This window comes from Paenibacillus athensensis (assembly GCF_004514475.2).
Taxonomy (GTDB): Bacteria; Bacillota; Bacilli; order Paenibacillales; family NBRC-103111; genus Paenibacillus_AL; species Paenibacillus_AL athensensis.
Map to the genome: position 1 here is coordinate 126,773 of NZ_MYFO02000015.1, position 26,172 is coordinate 152,944.

General features: G+C 52.7%; 20 protein-coding genes and 2 pseudogenes. 19 read left to right on the forward strand and 3 right to left on the reverse strand.

The window, feature by feature from the left end; all coding sequences use genetic code 11:
• Positions 1-173: 173 nt before the first annotated feature.
• Positions 174-266: a hypothetical protein gene (locus B5M42_RS21490; protein WP_230633115.1), complete on the reverse strand. Its 93-nt coding sequence runs from the start codon at positions 264-266 to the stop codon at positions 174-176.
• 40 nt (positions 267-306) lie between these two features.
• Positions 307-387 carry a transposase gene (locus tag B5M42_RS25410; protein ID WP_329959348.1) on the reverse strand — a complete coding sequence of 27 codons (81 nt, stop codon included), beginning with the start codon at positions 385-387 and terminating at the stop codon, positions 307-309.
• Between the two features lie 493 nt (positions 388-880).
• On the opposite strand from B5M42_RS25410, the gene istA reads away from it, so the two are divergent.
• The 4 genes from istA to B5M42_RS21515 all read left to right on the forward strand — a co-directional run bounded on the left by istA (position 881) and on the right by B5M42_RS21515 (position 6,430).
• Complete coding sequence (gene istA, locus B5M42_RS21500; RefSeq protein WP_209280727.1) at positions 881-2,338, forward strand: IS21 family transposase; 1,458 nt, start codon at positions 881-883, stop codon at positions 2,336-2,338.
• Positions 2,335-3,087 (forward strand): IS21-like element helper ATPase IstB, encoded by a 753-nt coding sequence (gene istB / locus B5M42_RS21505; protein ID WP_134753713.1) that lies wholly within the window; start codon positions 2,335-2,337, stop codon positions 3,085-3,087. The genes istA and istB overlap by 4 nt, the downstream gene beginning before the upstream one ends.
• 1,412 nt (positions 3,088-4,499) lie before the next feature.
• A complete protein-coding gene (locus tag B5M42_RS21510) occupies positions 4,500-4,646 on the forward strand; it encodes an SHOCT domain-containing protein (protein ID WP_134753715.1) in 147 nt (48 codons plus the stop codon).
• A 71-nt stretch (positions 4,647-4,717) separates the two neighbouring features.
• A complete protein-coding gene (locus B5M42_RS21515; protein ID WP_230633116.1) occupies positions 4,718-6,430 on the forward strand; it encodes a recombinase family protein in 1,713 nt (570 codons plus the stop codon).
• Positions 6,431-6,534: 104 nt separating this feature from the next.
• Here the strand turns inward: B5M42_RS21515 and B5M42_RS21520 are convergent.
• Positions 6,535-6,726 (reverse strand): annotated as a pseudogene (locus B5M42_RS21520) (tyrosine-type recombinase/integrase); the annotation flags it as partial.
• A gap of 474 nt (positions 6,727-7,200) precedes the next feature.
• Between B5M42_RS21520 and B5M42_RS21525 the strand changes: the two are divergent.
• The 15 genes and pseudogenes from B5M42_RS21525 (at position 7,201) to B5M42_RS25780 (ending at position 26,135) form a co-directional block, all read left to right on the forward strand.
• Complete coding sequence (locus B5M42_RS21525; protein ID WP_230633118.1) at positions 7,201-7,977, forward strand: response regulator transcription factor; 777 nt, start codon at positions 7,201-7,203, stop codon at positions 7,975-7,977.
• A complete protein-coding gene (locus B5M42_RS21530) occupies positions 7,967-9,820 on the forward strand; it encodes a cache domain-containing sensor histidine kinase (protein ID WP_134753719.1) in 1,854 nt (617 codons plus the stop codon). The genes B5M42_RS21525 and B5M42_RS21530 overlap by 11 nt, the downstream gene beginning before the upstream one ends.
• A gap of 154 nt (positions 9,821-9,974) precedes the next feature.
• Complete coding sequence (locus tag B5M42_RS21535; protein ID WP_167689982.1) at positions 9,975-11,330, forward strand: ABC transporter substrate-binding protein; 1,356 nt, start codon at positions 9,975-9,977, stop codon at positions 11,328-11,330.
• 124 nt (positions 11,331-11,454) lie between these two features.
• Positions 11,455-12,396: a carbohydrate ABC transporter permease gene (locus tag B5M42_RS21540; RefSeq protein WP_134753723.1), complete on the forward strand. Its 942-nt coding sequence runs from the start codon at positions 11,455-11,457 to the stop codon at positions 12,394-12,396.
• Positions 12,393-13,223, forward strand: coding sequence for a carbohydrate ABC transporter permease (locus B5M42_RS21545; RefSeq protein WP_134753725.1), 831 nt, complete (start codon positions 12,393-12,395; stop codon positions 13,221-13,223). Before B5M42_RS21540 ends, B5M42_RS21545 begins: the two co-directional genes overlap by 4 nt.
• 35 nt (positions 13,224-13,258) lie before the next feature.
• Entirely contained in the window at positions 13,259-14,929 is a 1,671-nt protein-coding gene (locus B5M42_RS21550; protein ID WP_209280728.1) for a hypothetical protein, read from the forward strand.
• Positions 14,930-14,953: 24 nt separating this feature from the next.
• On the forward strand, positions 14,954-16,528 hold the full coding sequence (locus B5M42_RS21555; RefSeq protein ID WP_134753727.1) for a glycoside hydrolase family 43 protein: 1,575 nt from the start codon (positions 14,954-14,956) through the stop codon (positions 16,526-16,528).
• A 164-nt stretch (positions 16,529-16,692) separates the two neighbouring features.
• Positions 16,693-17,116, forward strand: a pseudogene (locus B5M42_RS21560) (integrase core domain-containing protein); the annotation flags it as partial.
• Positions 17,117-17,296: 180 nt separating this feature from the next.
• Positions 17,297-18,229, forward strand: coding sequence for an NHL repeat-containing protein (locus B5M42_RS21565; protein WP_134753733.1), 933 nt, complete (start codon positions 17,297-17,299; stop codon positions 18,227-18,229).
• Positions 18,230-18,340: 111 nt separating this feature from the next.
• Entirely contained in the window at positions 18,341-19,225 is an 885-nt protein-coding gene (locus B5M42_RS21570; protein ID WP_134753735.1) for a helix-turn-helix transcriptional regulator, read from the forward strand.
• A gap of 93 nt (positions 19,226-19,318) precedes the next feature.
• Complete coding sequence (locus B5M42_RS21575) at positions 19,319-20,209, forward strand: phytanoyl-CoA dioxygenase family protein (protein WP_134753737.1); 891 nt, start codon at positions 19,319-19,321, stop codon at positions 20,207-20,209.
• A 5-nt stretch (positions 20,210-20,214) separates the two neighbouring features.
• Complete coding sequence (locus B5M42_RS21580) at positions 20,215-21,279, forward strand: LacI family DNA-binding transcriptional regulator (RefSeq protein ID WP_134753739.1); 1,065 nt, start codon at positions 20,215-20,217, stop codon at positions 21,277-21,279.
• 130 nt (positions 21,280-21,409) lie between these two features.
• Positions 21,410-23,104, forward strand: coding sequence for a hypothetical protein (locus tag B5M42_RS21585; protein ID WP_134753741.1), 1,695 nt, complete (start codon positions 21,410-21,412; stop codon positions 23,102-23,104).
• A 20-nt stretch (positions 23,105-23,124) separates the two neighbouring features.
• Positions 23,125-25,410, forward strand: a complete 2,286-nt coding sequence (locus B5M42_RS21590; protein WP_134753743.1) for a glycoside hydrolase family 31 protein — start codon at positions 23,125-23,127, stop codon at positions 25,408-25,410.
• A gap of 488 nt (positions 25,411-25,898) precedes the next feature.
• The gene (locus B5M42_RS25780; RefSeq protein WP_407946140.1) at positions 25,899-26,135 is read left to right on the forward strand and encodes a transposase; all 237 of its coding nucleotides are present in this window, start codon (positions 25,899-25,901) and stop codon (positions 26,133-26,135) included.
• The last annotated feature ends 37 nt before the right edge of the window (positions 26,136-26,172 follow it).

Sequence of the window (26,172 nt, forward strand, 5' to 3'; positions counted from 1 at the left end):
GTTGAATTTGAAAATGCTGATATATACTTTCTAGGTTACACAAAAACCTTTATTAGCGCGATTTTTTGGATAAATATGGGTTTTGTGGTTTGGAGGGCTGATCTCTACTCAGGATGGGGTAGATGTGATTGAGGAACTTGTTGGCGCAAGCGATCACGACCACCTTGTAGGGCTCACCCTCTTTTCTTTTCAAAGTAATCCCGAATCCTGACGAGGGTACTTCTCTGGATTCCATATTGTGCGGTCAGATACAAAGAACTTCGCAACCTCTTGGAACCTCGTTTGGTAATCCGCGAACTTGTCGCTTTAAACCTCCCCCGAGCTAAAAACCCCGGGATCTAGACCCGCGTAAGCCACAAACTGCTTGACATCTCCAAGTTCCGCCACAATTCGCTGCAGTAAGCTTGTCTCCAATTCTCGGGATGCTTTTCAGCAGTTCTACCTCACGCAGGCTGGACACCAAACTCCTTCATTTGCATTTCCAACTCACTTAGTTATTCCATGAACGTCAGCAACAACGACACCATGCCTCATAACGCTGCCGTTTGAGATCGGCCTCCCTGGATGTTCCCTCCAGCCCAACAGACTTTTCTCCAAATTTTCCGCTTCGTTCTCCACCCACTTTCTCGAATGGGGTTCCCCCCCCTTCTTGAAATGTTTCCCGAACGTCATTGACGCTGCCATCAACAACGCAGCAGCACCTCCAGAGATGTGCTGTCTATCGTAAAGTAAAAGTACCCCGAAAAATCGTCGTACCGTACCCCAAAAAATCGCGCAAAATTACCCATCATGATCGACCGAGGTAAACCGAACGACGATTGAAAAACCGATACCTTTCGTAGTGAAACAACGAAGGGTGCGGGGACGGGAGATGCTGAAGATGAGCCAGATTGAGACGATTAAAGAATTGCAGGCGAAGGGGCTAGGGCCGGTGGCGGTCGCCGAGCGCCTGAACCTTACACGGAAGACAGTTAGCAAGTATATGGCGGCAGAGGGTTTTCAGGAAAAACCGAAAGAGCCCAAGGAAGCGTTGCCTTCCAAGCTGGATCCGTTCAAGCCGCTCATCCAGCAGTGGCTGGAGGAAGATCGCAAAAACCGGTACAAGCAGCGGCACACCGCCATGCGGATTCACAACCGCCTCAAAGCGGAGTGTGAAGGTTATGACGCTTCGTATCCGATCGTCCAGCGCTACGTGAAAAGCCTCCGGGAGCACCGATACCAGGAAGGGACGCTGGAGCTCGACTGGCAGCCGGGCGAAGCACAGGTGGATTTCGGCGAAGCCGACTTCTACGACGCCAGCGGCGAGAAGCGGATGTACAAGTACCTATGCGTGAGCTTTCCCTACAGTAATGCCGGCTACGCGCAGCTATTCGGTGGAGAAACGGCAGAGTGTGTCGCGCACGGCCTGCAGGATATCTTCCACCGGATCGGAGGCGTGCCGACACGCCTCATCTTCGATAACGCCAGTGGCGTGGGCCGCCGCGTCAGTGAGCAGGTACGGCTTGCCGAAGTCTTCCTGCGCTTCAAAGCGCATTACGGCTTCCAGCTCACCTTCTGCAATCCGTACGCCGGCCATGAGAAAGGAAACGTCGAGAACAAGGTCGGCTACATGCGGCGCAACTTCTTTGTTCCCCTTCCGACGGTCACCGACGTGCAGGCGTTTAACCGCGAGCTGCTGGACCGCTGCGAAGCCGACTGGCATCGTGAGCACTACAAGAAAGGCGCTCCCCTTCATCTGCTGTTTGAAGACGACAAGCAAGCGTTTCTTTACCTTCCGAAGCAGTCGTTTTCCGCCTGCCGGTACACACGTGTGAAGACCGACGGCTACGGCAAGTTTCTGGTCGACGGCAAGCATTTCTACTCATCCGCTCCGGAATGGGCCGGTCGCGAGCTGGTCGTCCGAATCGGTGCTCATACCGTAGAGCCGCTCGCGCCGAGCGGCGAGCCGATCAGCATCCATATCCGCATGTTCGGCAAGCAGCGGACGGATAGCGTCGATGTCCGGACCACGCTGAGCCGCTTGCTGCAAAGCCCGGGCGCCTGGCGGAACAGCCTGATCCGCAAAGCGCTTCCCGAACGGCTGCGGGAAGAAATGGACGGGCTTGATCGTGTCGAACTGAAGGAAGCGCTGCGCACCATGCAGAACCTCTCCAGCCGCTATGATTTGGAGACGGCGCTCACGGCGATGGAGCAGGCGACGCAACTGGCGCGGCTGACCAGTGCGAACAGTGTGGTGCTCGCAGCGCGACTGGCCACGTTTGAACCGGAGGAAGCGAGTCGGGTTGATCTGGGTGTCTATGACCAGCTGCTGCAAACGACGGGCGGTGCGCTACAGTGAGCCTGACACGTGAACGCGACACGCTCCGCGGGGAAATCTCCGTCTTCTGCAAAAAGCTTGTGCTCAGCCAGCGAGCGGTGCAGCTCTGCGAAACCGAGGCCACCCCCAAGCAAGAGGAGTTTCTCCACCGCGTCCTCGCCGAGGAGATGGAGAGCCGGGAGCGCAGCCGTCGGGCGAGACTGCTCAGCCGCGCCGGATTCCCCGTCTACAAAACGTTGGATGGTTACGACCGACATGGCGTGAAACTGCCGTCGTCGCTAGCGTGGAGCGACCTGACCGAGGGTACGTTTATTCAGGGCCGACGCAACCTTGTGCTTTACGGCCCGGTGGGTACCGGCAAGACGCACCTGGCGATTGCGACGGGGCTTCGCGCTTGTGAGCTCGGCATGACAGTGAAGTTCTACACGGTCGCTGATCTGGTCATGCGATTAGCCCAAGCCCGTCGTGGCGGCACGCTCGAACGGCTCATGAGCGAGATCCAGCGCTGCCAGCTCCTCATTCTGGATGAGTGGGGGTACATCCCCGTTGACAAGGAAGGTTCGCAGCTTTTATTCCGCGTTATTGCTGATAGCTACGAGAGCCGCAGTCTTGTGATTACGACGAATCTGGAATTCTCCAAATGGGGCTCTGTGTTTACGGACGACCAGATGGCGGCCGCGATGATTGACCGACTCGCGCACCACGGGCACCTGCTTGTTTTCGAGGGAGAAAGCTACCGAATGAAGCACGCACTGATGAAGGAGCGCTGAGAAAATTACCCCTGACGATGAGGGGTAAAAATGCACGATTTTTTGGGGTAATTTTGCTTGACGAAATACAATGTGCCTGAAAATACGTCATAAAGGATGTTCTCATAGGCCGGAAACACTTGATCCAACAACGTTCTCGCGTTCCACAAACTCGGGCTGCCTCATCACATACTGCAGTTTCCTAACCCCCTCGTCCCCGTGTACGATTCTCATGGGCGTCTCAGCGGTATAGTACATGTACAATAAGTGCCATGCATCCGGCATCCGTTTTCACTTTGCGCAATTGCGTCCCTTCGCCCGTTCGACTGCAAGGGTTCACAAAGAAGCGTCCATCCGCCGCGTTCCAAGTAGAATACCAATTCCTGATGGTAATGTCCGGTTTCTTCTACTACCACCACCGGAGCCGTCTTGGTTTTTGCCTGTAGTTCCGCCAGGATTTCTCCTAATCGTTCAAATTCGCTTTTTCCATGAGCAATACTCTCCCACTTCTCATAGGACTCATTCCTCCCTAAAACGCTTGGAGAGTGATGCATCCTTATGCCACACTTACGCCTACGACTGGCTCCTTGACTACCTCCCACCCACCTACATATTGCCGGCGTTTCTACAATTATTCTAAACCCGTAGCTTTGCTTGTGATGCGAGATCTACCCCACTACTAGCTCAAACATGCTCATTGAAGATAGTGAGAGAATTGTTTTTGCAACGGGGTCGTGCCCCTAAGACGCTTACGTTCTCCCGGCTACCACCATCATAAAATGATTAGAAAAAGGCCAACCAGTAATTTCCGGTTAACCTAATAATACAAAGGACGCTTCCAGACCCATTGTCATGGTGGTTATGGAAGTGTCTTTGCACATAATTGGAGTTGTTCTACTCGTTGCTATCCTTTTTGGACAACTCCACTATTTTTTTCTTCAATGTAAAAATTGGGTCCGAAATGATCCCGAAAATGTAACGGATAGTAGAGAGACAAAATCGTCGCTCTACAACTCCTTGACAACCGCATACAAACTTATCCGGTACGTTCCCCGCATGCACATGAAGGATAGCCACGATGCAGGCGCGCCACGACCATTTTGCCGGTTCTTGCTTTTGCATGCCTTGTTAGCAGAACCGGAGAAATGCGAGCGATTTTTCCATGCAATCAATGAATGGCGGTTCCATTTAAGGCGAGGACCCATGCGGAGGGATAATGATACTTCCGTCCAGCCATAGCTCATCGCAATGGGGGCGGCTTGCAGCGATCCTGGGAGAGGCTTGAAGCCTATGAGGACGGCCAACCACCGTCCGCCGGATAAGTTTTTTAGTTATGCAACCCAAACAGAGGCGGAAATGGAGATGCGTTCGTGGTATTTCGCGCATTGCGCATCTCTGCTTTTCGTTATATCAAAATAATTGGGAGGTCTGTTATGAATGAAAAGCTGATCCGGTATAGCATGCAAATTGCGATGATCAAGCAGTTGCTTACACTCTCGTTAATCACCGAAAGCGAGTTCCAGCAGATCAAGAACAAAACCATGCGAGAGTACGGCATCATTTCGGACCTGACTTCTTAATTTGCACATTTGTCGGTCCGACCAACTCTTATTATACTGATGGCAAGTTAATAAGAATGGAGGACATATCTATGGCGCTTGCAGTAGAAGTGATAAAAGCAAGTCGAAAAATGATTGATCGGAAGGGCGGAAAATTATCGGATGTTCTTCGCGTTGCCCCCTATGCTCGCGTAAGTACGGACTCTGAAGACCAGTTGAATAGCTACAAATCGCAGGTTTCCTATTACACCGATCTCGTCAACAATCGCAGCGACTGGGTGCTGGTTGACATGTATGCGGACGAAGCGATTACCGGTACACAGGTGACGAAGCGCGAGGATTTTCAGCGGATGATTAACGACTGCATGGACGGGAAAATCGACATGATCATCACGAAATCCATCTCTCGCTTTGCCAGAAATACGCTTGATACCCTTAAATACGTCCGTATGTTGAAGGAAAAGAACATCGCTGTATTTTTTGAAGACGAGAATATCAATACGCTGACGATGGACGGCGAGCTACTGCTCGTTATCCTAAGTTCCGTAGCACAGCAAGAGGTCGAGAATATATCCGCCAACGTCAAGAAGGGTTTGAAAATGAAGATGAAGCGCGGCGAGCTGGTCGGCTTCAAAAGCTGCTTGGGATATGTTTATGATCTGAGCACGAAGGAGATTTCCATCAATCAACAAGAAGCGGAGCTTGTCCGCTATATTTTTCAGCGCTATGTGGACGGGATGGGCGCTTACGTGATTGCTAAGGAGTTAACCGAAGCAGGCATTAGAACCCCAAACGGAAAAATCGAATGGCAGGACACGACCATTCTTGGTATCATCAAAAATGAGAAATACAAAGGCGACCTGCTGCAGGGTAAGACATTTACCGTTGATCCGATCTCCAAAAGAAGACTTGAAAATTATGGAGAGGAAGATCAGTTTTATGTCAAAAATCACCATGAACCGATTGTCAGCGAAGAAATCTTTGAGCGGGCGCAGGCCATCTTGCATAGACGGGGCGAAAATCGCCGCCGCGGTATAAAAGGTAAGCGTGACAAATACAGCAGGAAATTTGCATTCAGCAGCATGCTGGAATGCGTGTTTTGTAAAAGTAACTTCTCGCGGCGGAACTGGCACAGTGGAACCCCACACGAAAAGGCGGTTTGGCAGTGCGTCACTTCCACAAAAAAAGGAAAGAAGCTCTGCCCTCACAGCAAGGGATTGGATGAGAAAATCATCGAGGACGCTTTTGTGGAATCGTACAGGTTGGTTTGCCGCAATCATACGGACATTATTGATGAGCTGATTAAAAGAATGGAATCCATGTTCAGCGACCAGAACAGTCAACGACGACTCAATAAATTGACCAACGATATTCAAGTATTGGAACAAAAACGCTGCAAGCTGATCGATTTGTGTCTGGATGAAAAAATCGACCGGGCCACTTACGAACAGAAGTATGCGGAACTGGATACGTCGCTTACTGCATTGCTCGAAGAAAAGGAACAGTTGGAGCAATCCGCACAAGAAGAAATTGACTTGGGCAAGCGTCTGGAGCATTTTCGTAAAGTGCTCCGAACGAACGAGCTGCTGCCATCTTTTGATCGTAGCGTATTTGAAAGCATCGTCGATAAAATCATTATCGGTACGGATGCCGATTCCGGGAACCCCAACCCGTACAAGCTTACCTTCGTATATAAAACGGGTTTTCATAATACCGTCCAAAGTAAGATACACAAACAAATCCAAAAAAAGTCGTTGAAAAATGAAAGGGGTGAATTGTGTTCCTATTCCGCATACGACACATAACAGGTTTGATGTAAAGCTGATGTAAAAATCGAACAGAAATCAACCCAAATGAACCGAAGACGCCAGGAAACTCCTTGGCGTCTTCGTGTTGTCTTTGTGCAGCTCTAGAATGTAAAGAATGATTCGAATTTATCAGCAGCAGCTTGGTCGGCAGTCCGGAGAGCGCGAGCAAAAATGTTCGTTGTTGTGGTAATGCTTACGTGTCCAAGCCGCTCAGAAATGATTTTGGCATGAACACCTTGGATAATCGGAATTGTAGCCGAGGTGTGACGAAGATCATGGAATCGGATGTACCGGGCATCTCCGATGTATTTTTGTTTTCTGTCAAGACCTAAGTCAGATTTGAACATCCTGAGGATTTCAAAACAGACAGTGTCGCTGAGGATTTTCTGAAGCCATTCATCGAATACTACCGACTACAAGTGTTTTCCTTTGCTTCAGAGTGGAAGAACACGTTCGGGTACAAAGTGAAGGAAGCAGGGCTGTATTTTGCTGGACTCGGGCATTATGTGATGTTGTAGATCGACTCGGGATTGTTATCTAATTAACAATTAAAAGAGGGAATCCTTGTAGGATTTTTTACAGTGCACGTGCCTTAGACGCATTAAATCTCTGGCGCGCTCCCCAATAGTATACATCCAAAACTGTTCTTTTGATCAACTTTTTTAATACCTAAAAAAGTGATACCATTTCCAACATGTAAGTCCTTACATTTACCGGGCCGAAGGTTTATTTTTAAAGGAGAGATCAGATTAGAGGTGAAATCTCAAGTGAAAAAGCACAAAATGATCATTGTGGATGACGAAGTGGAGACGAGGGACGCCCTTTTTCACTACTTTCCTTGGGATGAGCTGGGCTTCGATATTGTCGAACGGTTCAAGAACGGCAGGGAGGCGCTCGAATATCTGGTCAGCTGCCCCGATGAGATCGACGTCGTATTCAGCGACATCAAGATGCCCGTCATGACGGGGATCGAACTTGCCAAGGAGCTGTTCGAGCGAAAGTCGAAGGCCAAAGTCATCTTGCTGAGCGGCTATGCGGATTTTTCTTTTGCCCGGCAGGCGATGATTTACGGAGTCAAAGACTATATCCTAAAGCCCGCCAAATACGCCGAGTTGATGGAAGTGTTCGGCCGGATAAAGGCCGAAATGGATGCGGACGCCTCCGAACCTCCGGCCGAGCCGCATAAAGACGACGCCGAACCGAAGGAGTATAACTACGATGAAGAAGTGATCGCCGCGGTGAAGGCGTATCTCGAAACGCACTATAAAGACGCCACCCTTAAGGAAGCGGCCCGATTGGTACGGATGAATACCAGTTACCTGAGCAATTTTTTCAAGCTGAAGACCGGACAGAACTTTTATCAATATTTATTGGCGGTGCGGATGAATAAAGCCTCGGATCAGTTGAAGGATATCCACAATAAAATTTACGACGTCAGCTACAACGTGGGCTACAGCAATCCGAAAAACTTCACGCGGGCGTTCAAGAGCCACTTCGGCATAACGCCGATGGAATTCAGGAGGGGTTCGGAACATGAAAATTGAGAACTACAACCGAAACCGGATCCTGATCCAGAATCTGAAGAACCTGCTTGTGATCATCCTGCTGCCGCTGGTCATTCTGGGCTCCCTTTCGATCTTTATCACCCAGCGGTACATCAAGGACGAGGTCAATAAAAACAACGAGATTCTGCTCAAGCAGGCCAGCGACAAAATCGATCTCATCATCGCCGAACTCGATACGCTGAGCCTGAATTTCAGCGTGAATCCGAACACCATCGTGCCGCTGAAGCGCATCTTCAACCAGCCGACGCTGACTTACGATGACAACAATATTTTTACCATCATCAAAAGCTATATCGAATCGTCTTCCCATGTGAAGCCGTATATCCATTCGATCTTCATTTATTATAAAAACGACCAGAACCGGCTCATCTCCTCGATCGGGATGGGCCTCGTCGACCTTCAGAATATTTACGAAACGGCGTGGTACAAAAGCTTCATCGCCAACCCGTCGACGCAGGGAATCTGGAGCGAAGTCGGCTTTCTTCAGGAGGATATGCTGGGCCGGCAGGAGAAGGTTCTGACGCTTTACAAGAACTTGTTTACGGCCGGAGTCGACGAATCCGACGGTGTCATCATGCTCAACATCAAAACCGATTACATGGAGCAGATTTTGAACAGCGCCGCGAGCTACCCCGATCAGGGGCTTGTCGTCATCAACGAGAAGGGCGTTCCGATCGTAGCCAACAACATCCCATCGTCCATCCGAAGCGGGGATATCGCCAATTTTCAGAAGGACAACCGTCCATTCTTCACCTATAACGCTAACGGCAAAGCCTATACGATCTCCAAATACGGTTCGGAAAAATACAGCTGGAATTATCTGTCGATCATGCCGAACAATGTGCTGTTCGAGGTGCCCCAGAAGCTGCTGGAGATTTCCGTCGCCCTCCTGATTGCGTCTCTGCTGCTCGGGGTCCTGCTGGCCGTGTATGAAACGCGCCACAATTACCTGAGCTTTATGAAAATAATAAAAATTCTGAATTCCGCAAGGGAAGGAGAGACCATCCCTTCGGCGATTTCCCGGGTGAAGGACGAGCACGGCTATCTCATCCAAAGCATTATCAAGACTTTTATCGAGCAGAACTACTTGAAAATGCAGCTGTCCGAACGCAAATACAAAATGAAGGTCATGGAAATGCTCGCTCTGCAAGCCCAGATCAACCCGCATTTCCTATACAACACGCTGAATACGATCAGCTGGAAATCGATTGCGCTCACCAAGAAGCCGAATGAAGTCAGCTCCATGATCGAGAATCTGTCGACGATTCTGAAGTATTCGCTCAGCAACTCCAACCAGACCGTGACCGTGGAAGAAGAGATCTATTATACGAAGTGCTATCTGGATATTCAGTCCGTGCGGTACCGGAACCAGTTCGAGGTGCGGTGGGAATACAAGGAGGACATCAAGCACCTGCACATCATGAAGCTGCTGCTTCAACCGCTCATTGAAAACAGCATTTACCACGGGATCAAGGAGAAGGAAGGACCGGGCACCATCGTCATCAAGCTTGTCATGGATCGTCCCTATTTGAAAATCTGGCTGCTGGACGACGGATTGGGAATCCCGCCCGAAAGGCTGTCCGAGATCCGGACCATGCTCAGGAAGGAAGAGGATTACACCAAAACCGAGCATATCGGGCTTTTCAACGTGAATAAAAGATTGATCCTCACCTACGGCGAAGATTACGGCGTCAAGATAAGGAGCGTTTACCGCAAGGGGACGGCGATCTACATCCGCATCCCGATCGACAGCTTTATCGAGATGAATCAAGAAGCCGCCGAAAAGTACCAGGAAGCGCTTGCCCGGAACCATTATTTTTAAAATCCAAATTATTCATACCCCGCAGCCAAGATGGCGAAAAAGTGATACCCTTTACAAATTTGCATGCCTTTTTTGTTGCCGGGAGACTACCTATAATAAAAAAGTACCCAACGGAAGCGCTTTCAAAATTATGAAAATGAAGGGGAGAAAAAGATTGAAAAAGAAAAAGTTTTCATTCTCGCTGACGATTGTTCTGGTTCTGATCGCTAGCCTCATTGCCGCATGTTCTAACGGCAGCAAGGGAGCGACGAACACCGCTGCACCGACTACAGGAGCAACAACGGCTACGCCGAGCTCGAATAATCCGAAAGACGTAACACTGCGGTTCAGCTGGTGGGGCGCGCAGGACCGCAACAAGGCGACACTCGAGGCTATCGACCTGTACATGAAGAAGAATCCGGGCGTCAAAATCCAGGGCGAATACATGGACTACAACGGCTTCTATGAAAAATTGGTAGCCCAATTGTCCGGAGGCACCGCTCCCGACATCATCCAGATCGTCGACCGCTGGTTCCTCGACCTGGCTGGCCAGAAGCCGTTCCTTCTGGATCTGGATACGCAAAAGAGCATTGATTTTAGCACCGTCGATCCTGAATTCATGAAGACGCAGTTGTTTAACGGCAAGAAGGTAGGCTTCCCGACCGGTCTTCAAGGCGGCGTTCTGCTTTACAACAAAGCCTTCTTCAAGAAATTCGGCATTCCGGAAGATACGGTTTGGACCTGGGATAACCTGATTGAGTGGGGCAAGAAAGTACAAGCTCAGGATAAAAACTCCTACTTGTTCTCCACCGACTCCGACGAGCTCGACACTCTGCTAAGAACTTACCAGAAGCAGCTGACCGGCAACCAGTGGATCAAGGACGATTACTCGTTTGGCTGGACCAAGGACGACATGGTCAAAATGCTTACGTTCACCAAGTCCCTGTTCGACCAAGGCGTAACCGAGCCGCTGGCCAAAGCAATCCTGTACAAGAACAAATCGAACGAAAACCCGGCCTGGATCAAAGGCACCCTGGGTATGCAGTACAAATTCATTTCCCTGATTCCGAACTACCTGAAAATCAAGGAACACGAGCTTGGCGTTGCCGCGCTTCCTGTCGGAAACGGCATGAAGGATACGGGCGTATACACCGGTTCCACGCTTCTTCTTTCGATTAACGCAGCCAGCAAGAATGCGGAAGAAGCGGCGAAGTTCATCAACTGGATGAGCAACGATCCGGAAGCCATCGGCATCCTTGGCACAACCCGCGGCGTACCGGCAACGCAAAAAGCCAGAGATCTTCTGCTGAAGGATAACAAGATCGATCCGCTGGTCAACCAAGCGCTTGAAACCGCTTTGAAAACCTCCAGTAAAGTACTACCGGACAACGCAGTCAGCCAGAACCAGGAGCTGTACAAGATCTGGACGGATACGCTGGATCAAGTCGGTTACGGCAAAATGACTCCGGAGCAGGCGACGGACGAACTGATCAAGCAGTTTGACGCGAAATTAAAGACGCTTAAGAAATAAAGGCTTAACAGATCTAACCATACAAAAAGCAAACGCGTAAGGGCGTTCGATCAGGCCGCCCTTGCCCGTTTGTGATATTCAATCGCGATAGGAATGAACATTAACCAAAAAGTAGGTGCTGTATGTGAAAACCGAAGAGGCTTTGCAACAACCGCACACCATTACACATCTGCACAAAGCTGCCAAGAAAAACTACCAATATGTAGGATTTTTATATATTGCGCCCTGGCTGCTGGGCTTTCTTATTCTTGAACTATACCCGCTGCTGGCTTCGCTTTATTATTCGTTTACGGATTTCTCGCCGCTGAAGGCCGCAAGCTTCGTAGGTTTGGATAATTACAAGCATATGTTTACGGATGACAGGGATTTCTGGAATTCCGCCACGGTCACCCTGAAGTGGGTTATTATCGCTGTACCGCTCAAGCTGCTTGCCGCGCTGGCGGTCGCGATGCTGTTAAACCGAAACTTAAAGCACATCAATTTTTATAGAGCACTTTATTACCTGCCTTCCATTTTTGCCGGGAGTGTGGCGGTTTCGATATTATGGCGTTTTCTGTTTATGTCGGAGGGCTTGGTCAACCAGATTCTGGCCGTCGTACACATCGATCCGGTCAACTGGCTTGGAGACCCGAAGTACGCGCTTTATACGGTCGGCCTGGTCAATATGTGGCAGTTCGGAACGTCCATGGTTTTGTTTCTGGCCGGCTTGAAGCAGATTTCTCCGGAATTGTACGAGGCGGGAAAAATCGACGGCACGAATGTATTCCAAAAGTTTTTCTCGATTACGCTGCCGATGCTGACTCCCGTCATTTTGTTTAACCTGATCATGCAGACGATCAACGCGTTCCAGGACTTTACGACGCCGTTTACGATCACCAAGGGCGGTCCGGCGAAAGCGACCTATCTGTTCTCCATGCTGATTTACGACAATGGCTTCCGTTTTACCAAAATGGGCTATGCGTCCGCCCTGTCGTGGGTCTTGTTCCTTGTCATTATTATTCTGACGGCAATCGTGTTCAAGTCATCCCGGTACTGGGCACATTACGAGGATGGTGACAACCGATGAAATTACGCACGCTCGGGCTTTATGCCATTCTGACCGTGATCGGCGTTATTCTTATTTATCCGCTGATCTGGATGTTCTTCGGCTCCTTTAAAACGACGATGGAGATTCTGACTTCCATCCGGCTGTTTCCTTCCAAGTTTATTCTGGAGGGCTACAAGCTCGGCTGGGAGGGCAGCGGCCAATTTACCTTCGGCCATTTTATGAGGAATACGTTCACCATGGTGGTGCCGACCGTTGTTTTTACATCATTTTCCAGTATCATCGTCGCTTACGGATTTGCCCGGTTCCGCTTTCCTTTGAATAAGCTGCTCTTCGCCATGATGCTGGCGACGCTGATGCTGCCGCCGACGGTGGTCATTATCCCGCGGTATTTGCTGTTCCAGAATCTCGGATTCCTGGATACGTACCTGCCCTTCATCGTGCCCGCCATCCTCGGGGGCTCGCCCTTCTATATCTTTATGCAGTACCAGTTTCTGCGCGGCCTGCCGAAAGAGCTGGACGAGTCCGCCGTTATGGACGGCGCGAACTCCTTCATAATCCTGACCCGCATCCTGCTGCCGTTAAGCGTTCCTGCGATGATTTCCGCCGCCCTGTTCAACTTCATGTGGGCGTGGAACGAGTTCTTCAGCGTTCTGATCTATATCAGCAGCGTGGAAAAATATACGGTTTCGCTCGCCCTGCGCATGATGATGGACATCGACGCCGCGACCACCTGGAACCAGATCATGGCCATGTCCGTGGTAAGTATGCTTCCTTGCCTGTTGTTTTTCTTCTTCGCTCAGCGGTTCTTCGTCGAGGGAATCGCGAAGACGGGGATCAAGGGCTGAGGCTCAATACAATAAATTCAGGATGAGGTATCGGAATGAACGTAATGGACTTTAGAGGCTTGGAGTTCCACCATCGCCGGATGTGGAGCTGGAAGGACGTCGATCAGGCGCTGGATTTTATCGAGCGGTTCGACATGAATGCCCTGATTTTTCACCAGACGAATTTATCGGAATACATCGTGCTACCGAAGGCCTATTTCAGCGAAGAAATTTTGTGGGAGCGTTGGCCGGTCTGGTATGTGACGGTGGCGACTTACCGGTCCTTTATAAAGGAAGTCACCCGTAGGGCCAAGAAGCGGGGCATTCAATTTTTTCTCGAAATGAAGGAAATTTGGTACCCGGAAGGACTGCTGGAGGTTTACCCGGAGCTTAAAAACGCCAGAGGCCAGATCTGCCCGACGGATCCGTTCTGGTTCGATTTCCTGCGCGTCAAAATGGAGGAACTGATGGAGTCGTTCCCGGACATTTCGGGGGCGATCATCAGTCCGGCTACGAGGGAAAGCAAGGTATCCATCTCTAAAAAGACCTGCGACTGCGAACGCTGCCAGAACGCCGATCCGAATGCGTGGTACCGGGAGTTTATCGATTCCGTCTATCAGCCGCTTGCCAAACAGGGAAAAACGCTGGTCATCCGCGACTTCGCGTATTCGAAAGAACACCAGAATGCGGTCATCGAGGCGGCGGGAGCCGTTTCCCGGGATATCGTGATCGGCCTCAAGAACGTGCCGCACGATTTCTGGCCGACGTATCCGCACAACCCGAAGCTCGGCAACACCCAGGGCTTAACCCAATGGGCGGAGTTCGACTCATGGGGCCAGTACTACGGCCAAGGGGCATTTCCAGCCAGTCTCGTCGAAGACATGCAGAACCGCATCCGGCACTGCCGCAGCAAAGGCGTAACCGGCACCTGGTTCCGCACGGACCTCGAGTGGATCGACGAAACCAACAATTTCAACAATTTCAATACGCTCAATCTCATTGCGGCCGCGATGCTGAGCTCCGATCCCGACCAGGATCTGGACAACGTCTACCGTGCCTGGACGGAATACGGCCTGTACTCGGGCTTTACTCCGTCGACGGAAACGGGAGCGCCTGTCGTGCCGGCGGCGCCGGATGCGATGGAGAAGCTGAAAGCTTTTATGAAGGCGGGCTCGTCGGTGATGGAGAAGGCGCTGTACGTGAAGGGGCACGTGTTCAACTACAGCAGCCAGTATTCGCAGTCGATCAGCAGCATCCACAATATCATGCATGTGTGGCATGAGCGGGAGCAGTGGGATCCGGGCTCGTCGAAGAACCTGGAGCCGACCGAGGAGAACTTGAAGGCGATATTTGCCGAGAAGCGGGAGGCCGTAGAGGAGGCCGAGTGCCTGCGCTCGATTCTTCAGCCGGAGACGCTGGGGCTGCCGGACGCTTTTGTCAAGGAAATCGGGGAGATGCTCGACTTGTACCCTTACTATGCAAAGGGCTACGAGCTTTCGGCGCACGCCTATTTCATGGCGAAGCGGGCTCTGCAGACCAGGAATGCGGCCGATATCGAAGCCGCCATAGAAAACGCGAACAAGTTGGACGCGTTCCGTAAGGAACTTGAAAGCCGCTTCGAGGGTACCTATTATCCGCATTACGTTTACTGGATGATGGATCCGGACCGCCTGCGCCAGCTTGCCGAGGATGTCTGCAGCAAGATGAACCAGGCGATCAAGGTTTGAAGTCGGACGGGAGGAGAGCTGCTTATGAATCGAATCGTCAATCCGGTACTGCCCGGGTTTAACCCGGACCCCTCCATCCTTCGCGTCGGAGACGATTATTATCTGGCGACGTCCACCTTCGAATGGTTTCCCGGCGTGCAGATCCATCACTCGAAGGATTTGGTGCATTGGCGGCTGCTGACGCATCCACTGAACCGGGTTTCCCAGCTTAACATGATCGGGGACGACAATTCCGGCGGGGTGTGGGCGCCTAGCCTCAGTTACGACGACGGGATATTTTACCTGATTTATACCGATGTGAAATCGCGCAAGGGTGCTTTCAAGGACACACATAATTACCTGGTCACGGCAGCCGACATCATGGGGCCGTGGTCGGAGCCCGTTTACCTGAACAGCAGCGGGTTCGACCCCTCCCTGTTTCATGACGACGACGGCCGCAAATGGCTGCTCAACATGATCTGGGATTTCCGCAAGGGGCGCAACCGCTTCGCCGGGATCGCCCTGCAGGAGTACTCGCCTGCGGAAGAGAAACTGATCGGGCCTGTCACCAACATTTATCAGGGGACCGAGCTCGGATTTACCGAAGGCCCGCATTTGTATAAGCAGAACGGCTTTTATTATCTGCTGACCGCCGAGGGCGGGACCAAATACGAGCATGCCGTCACGATGGCGCGGTCCTCTTTTATTGCCGGCCCGTACGAGACGGATCCGCAGAATCCGGTCATGACGAGCTATGGAAACATGGAACTTCCGCTGCAAAAAGCAGGTCACGCCTCCCTGGTCGAAACCCAAACGGGTGAGTGGTACATGGCGCACCTGTGCGGGAGGCCGACCGTCGGCCGTTTCTGCACACTCGGCCGGGAAACCGCGATCCAGCGCTGCTACTGGAGCGAAGACGGCTGGCTCCGCCTGGAGGGCGGGGGAAGAAGCCCGTCCGTTGAAGTCCAGGCGCCGGACCTGCCAGCGCATCCGTTCGGGGCCGTCCCGGGAAGGGACGATTTCGATCAACCGGAGCTGCAAATGCAGTGGAACACCCTGCGCATCCCTCCGGATCCGTCTTGGCTCTCGCTGACGGAGCGCAAAGGGCATCTGCGCCTGAAGGGTAAGGAGTCGATGAGCTCCTGGCACCGGCAAAGTCTGGTGGCCCGCCGGCAGCAGGCTTTCCACATCGAAGCGGAAACGGCCGTCGAGTTTGAACCGGAGCATTTTCAGCAGATGGCGGGGTTGATTCTCTACTACGACACCGACGATTACGTATACCTGCGGATTACCCATCTCGAGGGAACGGGCCGGGTGCTCGGGATCATTCAAACAATCCAGGGGTACTATGACGAGCTGCTCGAGTCGGATCTTCCTCTACCGGCGGCCGGACGCATCCGGTTAAAAGCAAAGGTTGACCGCGACCGCCTGCAGTTCTCGTATGCCGCGGAGGGAGCCGATTGGATCCCGGTCGGGCCGAATATCGACATCCACCATCTGTCGGACGATATCGCCAACCCGCTCCGGTTCACTGGCAGCTTTGTGGGGGTATGCGTGCAGGACTTGAGCGGTACGCGCAAGCACGCCGACTTTGACTATTTTGAATATAATGAAAAATAGGACCCCGGCAAGCCCTTATTGCCAACTTGCCCTCTCAATAGCGGTACCCGGGTTCCTTATTCATCCCCAAACCCGTTAAAAACCACAAATAGCGACCCCAGGGTACCTTATTCGCCCATTCTTGATGTTAGACTCTTGAGTAGACACACCCTAAGGAACAACCCTTGCCTGTGTTCGAAAATGTCTTAAATCGCAATTCAACGTGCTAGCCCCGAATAAAGCTTGGGTAACGGATATCACTTACATCCAGACAGGTGAGGGCTGGTTGTATTTGGCGAGCGTAATGGACTTATTTTCCCGCAAAATTGTGGGATATTTCATGGGAGCGCAAAGTTACAAGAATACAAAATGATTGGCAGCATGAGCCGTAAAGGAAATGGTTACGACAACGCTTGTATCGAGTCATTCCATAGCACGTTGAAAAAAGAACTTGTGTACCAAACAAAATTTAAAACCCGAAAACAAGCTGTAAGCGCACTCTACGCTTACATTGAGTTTGACTATAATCGCCTACGACCGCACCCTACGTTAGGGTACGAGACGGCTCATCGTTTTGAGCAAATTTACAAAAAAAATCAAGTGGCCTGATGCTATGGTTGTTCCTTGATTTTGTGTCCCAGAAGTACATCTTAACTGTAAATGCGGAATTTACTGGGAATAACGGCGCGTGGGTTCGCTATTTTTGCAGAATGCTTGAAATCCCATCGAATAACGCACCCTCATGCCGCTATTTCAGCAAAAACAAAATCGTAGGAGGATGAGAATGACATGGCAAATCGCCTGTTGATCGGCAGCTCGACGCATACGTATGAAGTGCAGGAGGGCTGGGGCCGGCCTCCCGAGGGAATGGAATATGGCTTCACGCACGGCATTTGCGTGGATTCGCAGGACCGCGTTTATGTGCATCATACCGGCAAGCAGTCGGTTGTCGTGTTCGACCGCGACGGGAACTTCCTGACGTCGTGGGGCGACGAGTTTGAAGGTGGCGCGCACGGGTTTTATCTGCATACGGAAGCGGACGGCCGCGAGTATCTTTATTTTGCCGACATTGAACGGGCCATGGTTGTCAAAACAACGCTGGACGGCGAAGTGCTGCTCCGCATCGCGCCGCCGGATCGGCCCGACATGTACGACGCCGAGCGCCGATACATACCCACCGACGTATGCGTGGCCCCGAACGGGGACATTTATGTCTCCGACGGCTACGGCCAGTACTATGTGCATCACTACGACGCCGCCGGCACGTACATCCGCAGCTGGGGCGGCTGGGGATCGGAGCCGGCGAGGCTGATCCAGCCGCACGGAATCTCGCTTAACCCGCGCAGCGCAGAGCCGGAGCTCTATGTGGCCGACCGCCGCAATTACCGCATCCAGGTGTTTACACTGGAGGGCGAGCACAAGCGGTTCATCGACCACAACCTGGATATGCCCTGCAGCTTCTACTTCCATGGAGATGAAGTGTTCATCCCCGACCTGCACAGCCGGGTAACCATTCTCGACGGGCAGGACCGCCTGATCACGCATCTCGGCGAGGACCAGCAGGCATACAAGACGGAGGGATGGCCGAATTTGCCGAAAACCTTTTTCCGTCCGGACAAATTCAGCTCCCCGCACGGAGTATGCGTCGATTCGCGTGGAGACGTTTACGTTGCGGAATGGATCTCGTACGGCCGCGTAACGAAGCTGGTCCGGCAGCATTAGCACTAATGCAAGGTGAAGAAGCGCAAGAGGACAGTGGCGGACGCGGCTTGGTCCTAGTTATCCTCGGCGCATCTCCGTGAAGCTGCTTTTTAGATTAGGGAGGCCGTCCGGATGAAGTTCAGACTCTCGGTCAAGGATGAGCAATACGCGATCGACCATATCACGACGAACCTGATGAAGGGGCGGCTGAACAATCACGTCGCCATGCACAAGCACCCCGTGTTCCATCTCATATACATTTTGGAGGGGCGGGGAACGGTGACCGTGGGCGGGACGATGACGGCTGCGGAACCGGGCATGCTGTACGTGATCAGCCCGAATGAACCGCATTCCTTTCTGTTCGGCGACGGCGAGCCGCTTACCAACCTGGAGAGCACCTTCCGGCTTCTCGACGATCACGGCGAGGCGGCGGAAATCCAATTCTCGGATCTGATCGACGTCTTCAGGGAGGAAGTTCTCCCAGAAGCGGACCTGTTCCAGCCGCTGTCCGTTCCGGCGAGATTGAAACCGCATCTGAGGGAAGGCTTCAACCGCATTCTTGAGCTCTATGACACCCCTCTGCTGCGGCATCATTTCAGCTTCATGGTGGCCGATCTGATCGCAAGGGTTGAGATTATCGCGCACAGCGCCACGGAGCCGGTCGAACCCGTAGAGCCCGCTATGCGCACCATCTCGGACGTTAAGCAGTTCCTCTATACGAACCGGGGCCGTCCCGTAACGCTCGGGGAGGCGGCCGAACATGCCCATTTGACGCCGAATTACCTGTGCCGGATTTTCAAGGAGCATGCGGACGAGACGCCGATGGGGTATTTGCAGGCGATCCGCATGGCCGAGGCGGAGAAGCTGCTGGCGTTCACCGACCTTCCCGTGTACACGATCGCGGAGAAGCTCGGCTACGAGGAGCCGTCCTATTTTGCCAGGGTGTTTCGGAGTGTGTACGGGGAGTCTCCGCAGGCCTACCGGAAAAGGCTTGTGATCGAAAACAGGATAAAATAGTGCGCATAGCGGCGAATTTTCTGCCTTCAGGCAGGTGGTTTCTTATCCTATACTTAAAGTATCAAATGGTTAGTATCCAAGGAGGAGAACAAAATGAGCTTAACCCTTAAACAAATCGTGGACTTTCAAACGTACGGCTATCTGATCGCGGAGGACATCTTCACAGAAGCCGATATGCAGCCGGTAATCGACGAGTTAAACAAATTGATTGACGAGCGTGCGCGCGCTTTGCTGGCGGAAGGCAAGATTACGGACCTGCACGAGAACGAGCCGTTCGAAAAAAGAATCGCTCTCCTCAGCAAGCAATCCCGCGAGATCAACCGGAATATCGACATCATGGAATACCGCGGACCCGCGATGTTCGAGTTTCTCAAGAATGAGAAACTGCTGAACGTGGTCGAATGCCTGCTCGGACGGGAGCTGTCGTGCAATCCGATCCAGCATCTGCGTGCGAAGCTGCCTTGGAGCGGAACGGGTGAACAGCCGCCGGAAGAAAATGTGCCTTGGCATCAGGATGCGGCCGTCACTCAGGCCGACTCGGAGGCTTCGGAGATCATTACCTTCTGGATGCCGCTGGTTGACGCTACCGCCGCGACCGGATGCATGGAGATTATGCCGGAAGTGTTCAAGCTCGGCTACCTGGAGCATCAAGGCGAAGGCGGAACGACCATCGTTCCCCAGCTGCTGCCTCATGTGAAGACGGTGGCCGCAGAGTGCCGCAAGGGCGGCATCGTCATGATGAACAAATACACGCCTCACCGCGGAACCTCTAACCGTTCCGACATCGTACGCTGGTCGCTCGATCTGCGCTTTCATAAAACCGGAGCCAAATCCGGCCGATCCTTCCATCCTTCCTTCGTCGTCCGCAGCAGCGCCGATCCAGGCAGCGTGCTGAACGATCACGCCGAGTGGAACCACATGTGGGAAGAAGCGCTGTCGAAGCCCATGCAGAATCGCCACCGGGTGGAAGAAACGGTCAAGTAAGCAGAATGAAGCGCAAACGCAACCCTGCCGGCCATCGGGTAACTACCCTGGATCTTGCCAGCAGGCTGGGCCTCTCCATCGCTACGGTGGACCGGGCGCTCAACAACCGCGGCAGCGTATCGGCCAAAACCCGGGACCGCGTGCTTCGGGCGGTGGAGGAGCTGGGTTATTTGCCCAACCGCAGCGCCAAGTATCTCTCCCAAAAAGTCCGGTGCACCGTGGGCGTTTCCTATATGCTTCCCCCGTGGCTTGCCCGGCAGGTGGACGAAGGACTCAGGCGGGCGGAAGAGGAACTCTGGGATTATGGCCTTAAGCTCATCATTCGCAGCGATGCGGGCAGCAGCGAGGAGCAAATGGAGCAAATCCGCGCCATGCTGCCGGCCATCGACGGACTGGCGGTGGCCCCGCGGGAAACCGGCGGCTTCACGGAGTTCATCGAGGGATTGACGGCGGACGGGCTGCCGGTGGTTACCTTCAACAACGACTTGCCGATCAGCCGTCCTCTGCTTTACGTAGGATCCGATTACGAGGCGGCGGGACGGCTCGGCGGCAGGCTGATGAGCCTGCTTGCCCGGCGATCCGGAGATTTGGGAATCGTGGTCCGAAACGGGTATTTACCCAACATGGAACAGCGCATCGCCGGGTTTCGCGGCTATTTCACCGCAAACCCGGATCTCCATGTTCTCGGTCCTTTTCAAGTGCCGGGTACACAAAGGGATACCGCGGAGCACATCTATCAAATGCTTCAACGGCATCCTAACCTGATAGGCCTGTTTGCAGCCAGCGACAATCTAGCCGAGGCGGCCGAAGCGGTCAAACGCTCGGACCGCGGCGGCCAGGTGGCCCTGGTGGGCTTCGACATGAACGAACGTTACGCGGAGCTGATCCGGGAAGGAACCGTGAGCGCGGTCATCTGCCAGGAACCTTTTTACCAGGGATATTATCCGATCAATGCTTTATTCGATTACATAGTGGAAAAGCAACGCCCCAGGCACGCTCGAATAATTACCCGCCTCGAGGTTGTCCTCAGGGAGAACGTGGACCACTACAACCGTTTTACCTTGTATTAAGCAGGCACGCGCTATTTTTTTTTTTTTTTTTTTTTTTTTTTTTTTTTTTTTTTTTTTTTTTTTTTTTTTAAAAAAATTTTGAAAAAAATGAGGTACGTACATCAATTTAAAAATCCCAGGAGGAATTACAATGAATCAGAAATTTTTAGAACGCAGCATTGAAGTTCACGACACCGCAACCATGTGGAACCCGGAGAAGATCCAGAAGATCGTCGACTTCATGGTCCGCCATGACATGAACAACCTGATTTTCCATGAAAATGATATCGTCGACAAGCTCGTATTCCCGTCTCTGCTGTACAAGGAAAACATCGAGGACCGCAATATCTACAGCATTTTTGAAAACATTTACCAGACGATCTACGACAAGACCCCGAGCCCGTTCGTGTTTATCGATGAAAAAGCCATTCTCGTCGAACTCATGCGTTCCATCGCCCGCATAGCGTCCCGCGCCGGCATCCGTTTCTTTTTGCAGTCCAAGGAGCTTTGGTTTGCCGACCTGCTGTTCCGCGACAAGAAGCTGATGAAGGACGGGGTCATGTGCCCGAGCGACCCTTTCTGGTGGGAAACCTACCTGCCGGCGAAGTATGAGGAGCTGTTCATCGCGATCCCCGAGCTGAGCGGAATCGTTACCTCCACCGGCACCCGGGAAAGCCGCGCTTCCCTTGCCCACGGGATCTGCAAATGCGACAGATGCCGCAATTTCGATCTGCAGGAATGGCAGAAGAACATCATTATGTCGATTTACAAACCGATCAAGGAAACGGGCAAGCAGCTGGTGGTCCGCGACTTCACCTATTATGCTGACGAGCAGAGCGGCCTTCGCGCCGGCGTGCTGAGTCTTCCTGACGACATCGTCGTTTCCATCAAAAACACGCCGCAGGATTTCTACCCGACCTTCCCTGACAACGCGCTTATTGGCAATGTCGGCAACCACGAGCAGTGGATCGAATACGAGGTAATGGGCGAATATTTCGGCTTTGGCGCCGTGCCGAGCATCATGATCGAAGACATCCGTGCCCGCATGAAGTACGCCTTGTCGAAGGGCGCCAAGGGCTTTACCGCGCGTGTGGACTGGGAAGCGCTGCCGAACCATTCGGCTTTCGATACGGTTAACATTTTGAACGTGTATGCCACGGCCATGCTTGCCAAGAATCCGGATCTTCCGGGAGCAGAAATTTACCGCGCCTATTTGACCGAGCATAACCTGTTCGCCGACGGATTGACGAAAGAGCAGCAGGACGCCTGCATCGCGAAAGTCATGGAAATCCTCGAGCCGACCTGGCCGATCATGGCCAAGACGCCTTATATCAACGATTTCCTGTTCAGTTCCAACAGCAAAATTCCGGCCAACATCGAGCACGGCGAATTCCTGGCCAAAGAACATCACGGTTTGCAAAAATGGTTCCCGGAGCGCGCCAAGGACCATGACATGACTCCCGAGAATGTGGCACTTTTCCTCAATGAGAAGGAGCAGGCGCTTGACGAAGTCAATGCCGTTTATAAGCTGATCATTGCCGGAAACCCGGGGCTGAAAGAGGACTATTACAAGCTGCTGACCGCCCAGATTGAAATGTATCGTTTATACGTCGAGCAGTTCCGCGCCGTGGCCAACGTGTACATCCTGGTTAAAGCGGCAGCTCCAAAAAGCGACGGCAGCGCAATCGCCCAAGCGATGGAAGAGCTCCGCCGCATGGAAGACCGGATCAAAAACTACCGGTTCCCGGCATACGAGTACCCGGCCAGCGTGCTGATCTGCTATGAAAAAGTTCGCTACTTCCGCCTGAACGCGCAAAAAGTCATCGCCGAAATGAAATTGAAGTAATTCGAACGGAGGGTTATAGAGTGGGCTCAGAATTGCTTAATGCTTCGATCGATGTAAGCGAGTCTTTCCGCAAGCAGGATAATATCTATTTCAACCTCTCCCGCGTCGCCGAACTCGATGCCGGGAACGGGAGAGGCCGGCTGGAGTGGCAGAGGCACGCTTATAAAGTAAGAACTTCTTTCAACCAGGTGATGCTTCCCTTCGAAAGAACGACCTCCTGGGAATTCCCGCCGGAATATGAGCAGGATAAAGTGCTGCCGTTCGATATCTCTTTCATTTCGGAAAATGTGATGAGGATCCGGTTCTCCGGATCCGGCGCCCTGCCGGATTTGCGTGCTGCTTCGCCGATGATCGAGCAGCTGGATCAGGGAAAGTGGACGGTAAAAGAAGACGGGGAGCATACCGTTTATGAGAGTCCCTTCGGCTCGCTGACGATTGAACACAATCCGCTGCGCATGATTCTACGGGACCGCTCGGGCAAGGTGCTTACCCAAACCAAACAGCTCGCCGATCAGGCGGGGATCGTCAACTTCGAACCGATGCCAACCTCCATCGCGCGGAGCTCGGCCGACCTGAAGCGCAACATGGCCCTTTCGCTGTCGCTTGCGCCCGGCGAGGCGATCATCGGCGGCGGCGAATCGTTCAGCGGCATGAACAAGCGGGGGCAGAAGCTGAAGCTGTGGATGAACGATCCGAAGGGCATCATGAACAACGAAATGTACAAGCCGGTTCCCTTTCTCATGAGCAGCAGCGGGTACGGTGTGTTCGTTCACACCTCCGCACCCGTGACCCTCGATATTGGCCAAAGCTACACCGGCGCGCAAACGATTTATGTCGGGGACGACCTGATAGACGTTTTCTTTTTTCTCGGCAATGCGCATGAGATTCTCGGAAGCTATACCCGGTTGACCGGGAAGAGCCCGGTTCCGCCGCTGTGGTCGTTCGGCCTGTGGATGAGCCGGATAACTTACAATTCCCAGGAGGAAGTGCTGGACGTTGCGCATAAGCTGCGCGAGAACCGCATTCCCTGTGACGTGATTCACCTGGATACCGGCTGGTTCGATGTGGAATGGCGGTGCAATTACGAGTTTTCGCCGCCGCGTTTTCCCGATCCGAAGGCCATGCTCGATCAGCTGAAGGAGCAGGATTTCCATTTGAGCCTTTGGCAGCTGCCTTATTTTACCCCGACCAATTCCTTGTTCGCGGAAATCGTCGAAAAGGGCTACGCGATCAAGGACGGCGACGGCAAGCTGCCGACCGAGGACGCGATCATCGACTTCAGCAACCCCGAGGCAGTCAAGTGGTACCAGGAGTTGCTTTCGAAGCTATTAGATCTCGGCGTTTCCGCTTTCAAGGCGGACTTCGGCGAAGGCGCTCCGCTTCATGGAGCCTATGCATCCGGCAAAAGCGGCCGTGTCGAGCACAACCTGTACCCGCTTCGTTACACCAAAGCCGTCTATGAAGCCGGCAAGCGCGGCAGCGGACGCGGCGAGAACCCGGTAATCTGGGCGCGCAGCTCCTGGGCGGGGGGGCAGAAGTATCCCGTCCACTGGGGCGGAGACGCGGAAACGAGCGACGCCGGCATGGCGGCCACCGTGCGCGGGGGGCTATCCCTCGGCAATTCCGGCTTCACCTTCTGGAGCCACGACAACGGAGGCTTTGTCACCCGAAGTCCGGAAGAGCTCTATCTGCGCTGGCTGGCTATGGGCATGTTTACCTCGCACACGCGCAGCCATGGACAGCCGCCCAAGGAGCCGTGGGAATTCAGCCCGGAGTTCATGGAAGTATTCCGTAAAATCGTGGGCGTCCGCTATGCGTTGATGCCGTACATCTATGCGCAGTCCGTCAAAGCGGCGGCCGAAGGCCTGCCGATGTTCCGCGCGCTGTGCATCGACTATACGCAGGACCCGATTGCCTGGCTGCTGGATGATGAGTATTTGTTCGGCGACAGCCTGCTGGTTGCTCCTTTGTTCCATAAGGGGCTCTCCTCGCGCAAGGTCTATGTGCCGGAAGGGATCTGGATCGATTACCAGACGCACAAAGCTTACGAAGGCGGCCGGTACTATGAAATCGAGGCGGGACAACTACCGATTATCGTTCTTGTCAAGGAAGGTGCCGCGATTCCGCATGTGCCGGTAGCCCAATCCACGCAGGAAATCGACTGGAACGCGCTGGAGTTTGTCGCTTACGTCGCAAATGCGAATAAGGCTGAGGGCTACGTATGCCTGCCGGGCGGCGAACTGGAGCAGCGGTCGTTTGATGTGGGGCAGGGCTCGCAGAGCGGTCTGCGGGTTGTGCGCGCGTAATTGGCTGGAATAGGCAAAGCAGCCCAAAGAGAATGAAGCAATAACAAAGCAAGGGGCTTTCCCGTAAGGTCTTGGATGACCGGAGGGAAGGCTCTTTTTTTTCAAAGTCAGTCCGAAAGGGCAGGGAAATGTCGTTGGCGTTGGGCTGGCGTTTCCTTCATAAACTCAGCGGTTAAACTGATATGAACGGCGGTCAATACCTCTTTTAAAATCTTGGCACGAAGGCAAAGACGTTGACGGTGGTTAACAATCTGATATGCGCGGGGTGAGTACCGCATTTCAATCCATCCGTCGTGGAGCTGCCTCGGACTAACGGCGCACGTTCGGCTGTCAATTAGTACTTAGTACATAGCTTAACATGAGGGTTCTCCTTACTGGTTGTTTGCCTCCGAGCCAAGACTTCAAATTCCCCTTTTTAAAATGTAATTGTTATTCAGTACAAACTAAGCGATCAATACTGTTTCCGACTGCTTCTTCTCAATAGCACAATCAATAGCCCATACGAACCCTATGAGTTCTCTGATTCAAGTCCCAGGCAATTGATGTCGTATGCTGATCTTGTTCCTAAAGAATATTCAAGTGGCACTAGCCGTTGGCAAGGATCCATCACGAAAGTGGGAAATGCTCACAGTCATGTCATCGTAGAATTTGCCTGGTCTTATCGGCACTCTCCTCGGCTCGGTCTTAGTAATCTCCAGCACATTTTTGGTATAATATTCATCTAAAACAGACTTGTGTTTTGGCTTGAAGCACTTTGCGCAT

Coding starts and splice junctions, on each gene's coding strand:
- istA (WP_209280727.1), top strand. CDS start 881: ATGAGCCAGATTGAGACGATTAAAGAATTGCAGGCGAAGGGGCTAGGG.
- B5M42_RS21510 (WP_134753715.1), top strand. CDS start 4,500: ATGAATGAAAAGCTGATCCGGTATAGCATGCAAATTGCGATGATCAAG.
- B5M42_RS21515 (WP_230633116.1), top strand. CDS start 4,718: ATGGCGCTTGCAGTAGAAGTGATAAAAGCAAGTCGAAAAATGATTGAT.
- B5M42_RS21530 (WP_134753719.1), top strand. CDS start 7,967: ATGAAAATTGAGAACTACAACCGAAACCGGATCCTGATCCAGAATCTG.
- B5M42_RS21545 (WP_134753725.1), top strand. CDS start 12,393: ATGAAATTACGCACGCTCGGGCTTTATGCCATTCTGACCGTGATCGGC.
- B5M42_RS21550 (WP_209280728.1), top strand. CDS start 13,259: ATGAACGTAATGGACTTTAGAGGCTTGGAGTTCCACCATCGCCGGATG.
- B5M42_RS21555 (WP_134753727.1), top strand. CDS start 14,954: ATGAATCGAATCGTCAATCCGGTACTGCCCGGGTTTAACCCGGACCCC.
- B5M42_RS21565 (WP_134753733.1), top strand. CDS start 17,297: ATGGCAAATCGCCTGTTGATCGGCAGCTCGACGCATACGTATGAAGTG.
- B5M42_RS21570 (WP_134753735.1), top strand. CDS start 18,341: ATGAAGTTCAGACTCTCGGTCAAGGATGAGCAATACGCGATCGACCAT.
- B5M42_RS21575 (WP_134753737.1), top strand. CDS start 19,319: ATGAGCTTAACCCTTAAACAAATCGTGGACTTTCAAACGTACGGCTAT.
- B5M42_RS21580 (WP_134753739.1), top strand. CDS start 20,215: ATGAAGCGCAAACGCAACCCTGCCGGCCATCGGGTAACTACCCTGGAT.
- B5M42_RS21585 (WP_134753741.1), top strand. CDS start 21,410: ATGAATCAGAAATTTTTAGAACGCAGCATTGAAGTTCACGACACCGCA.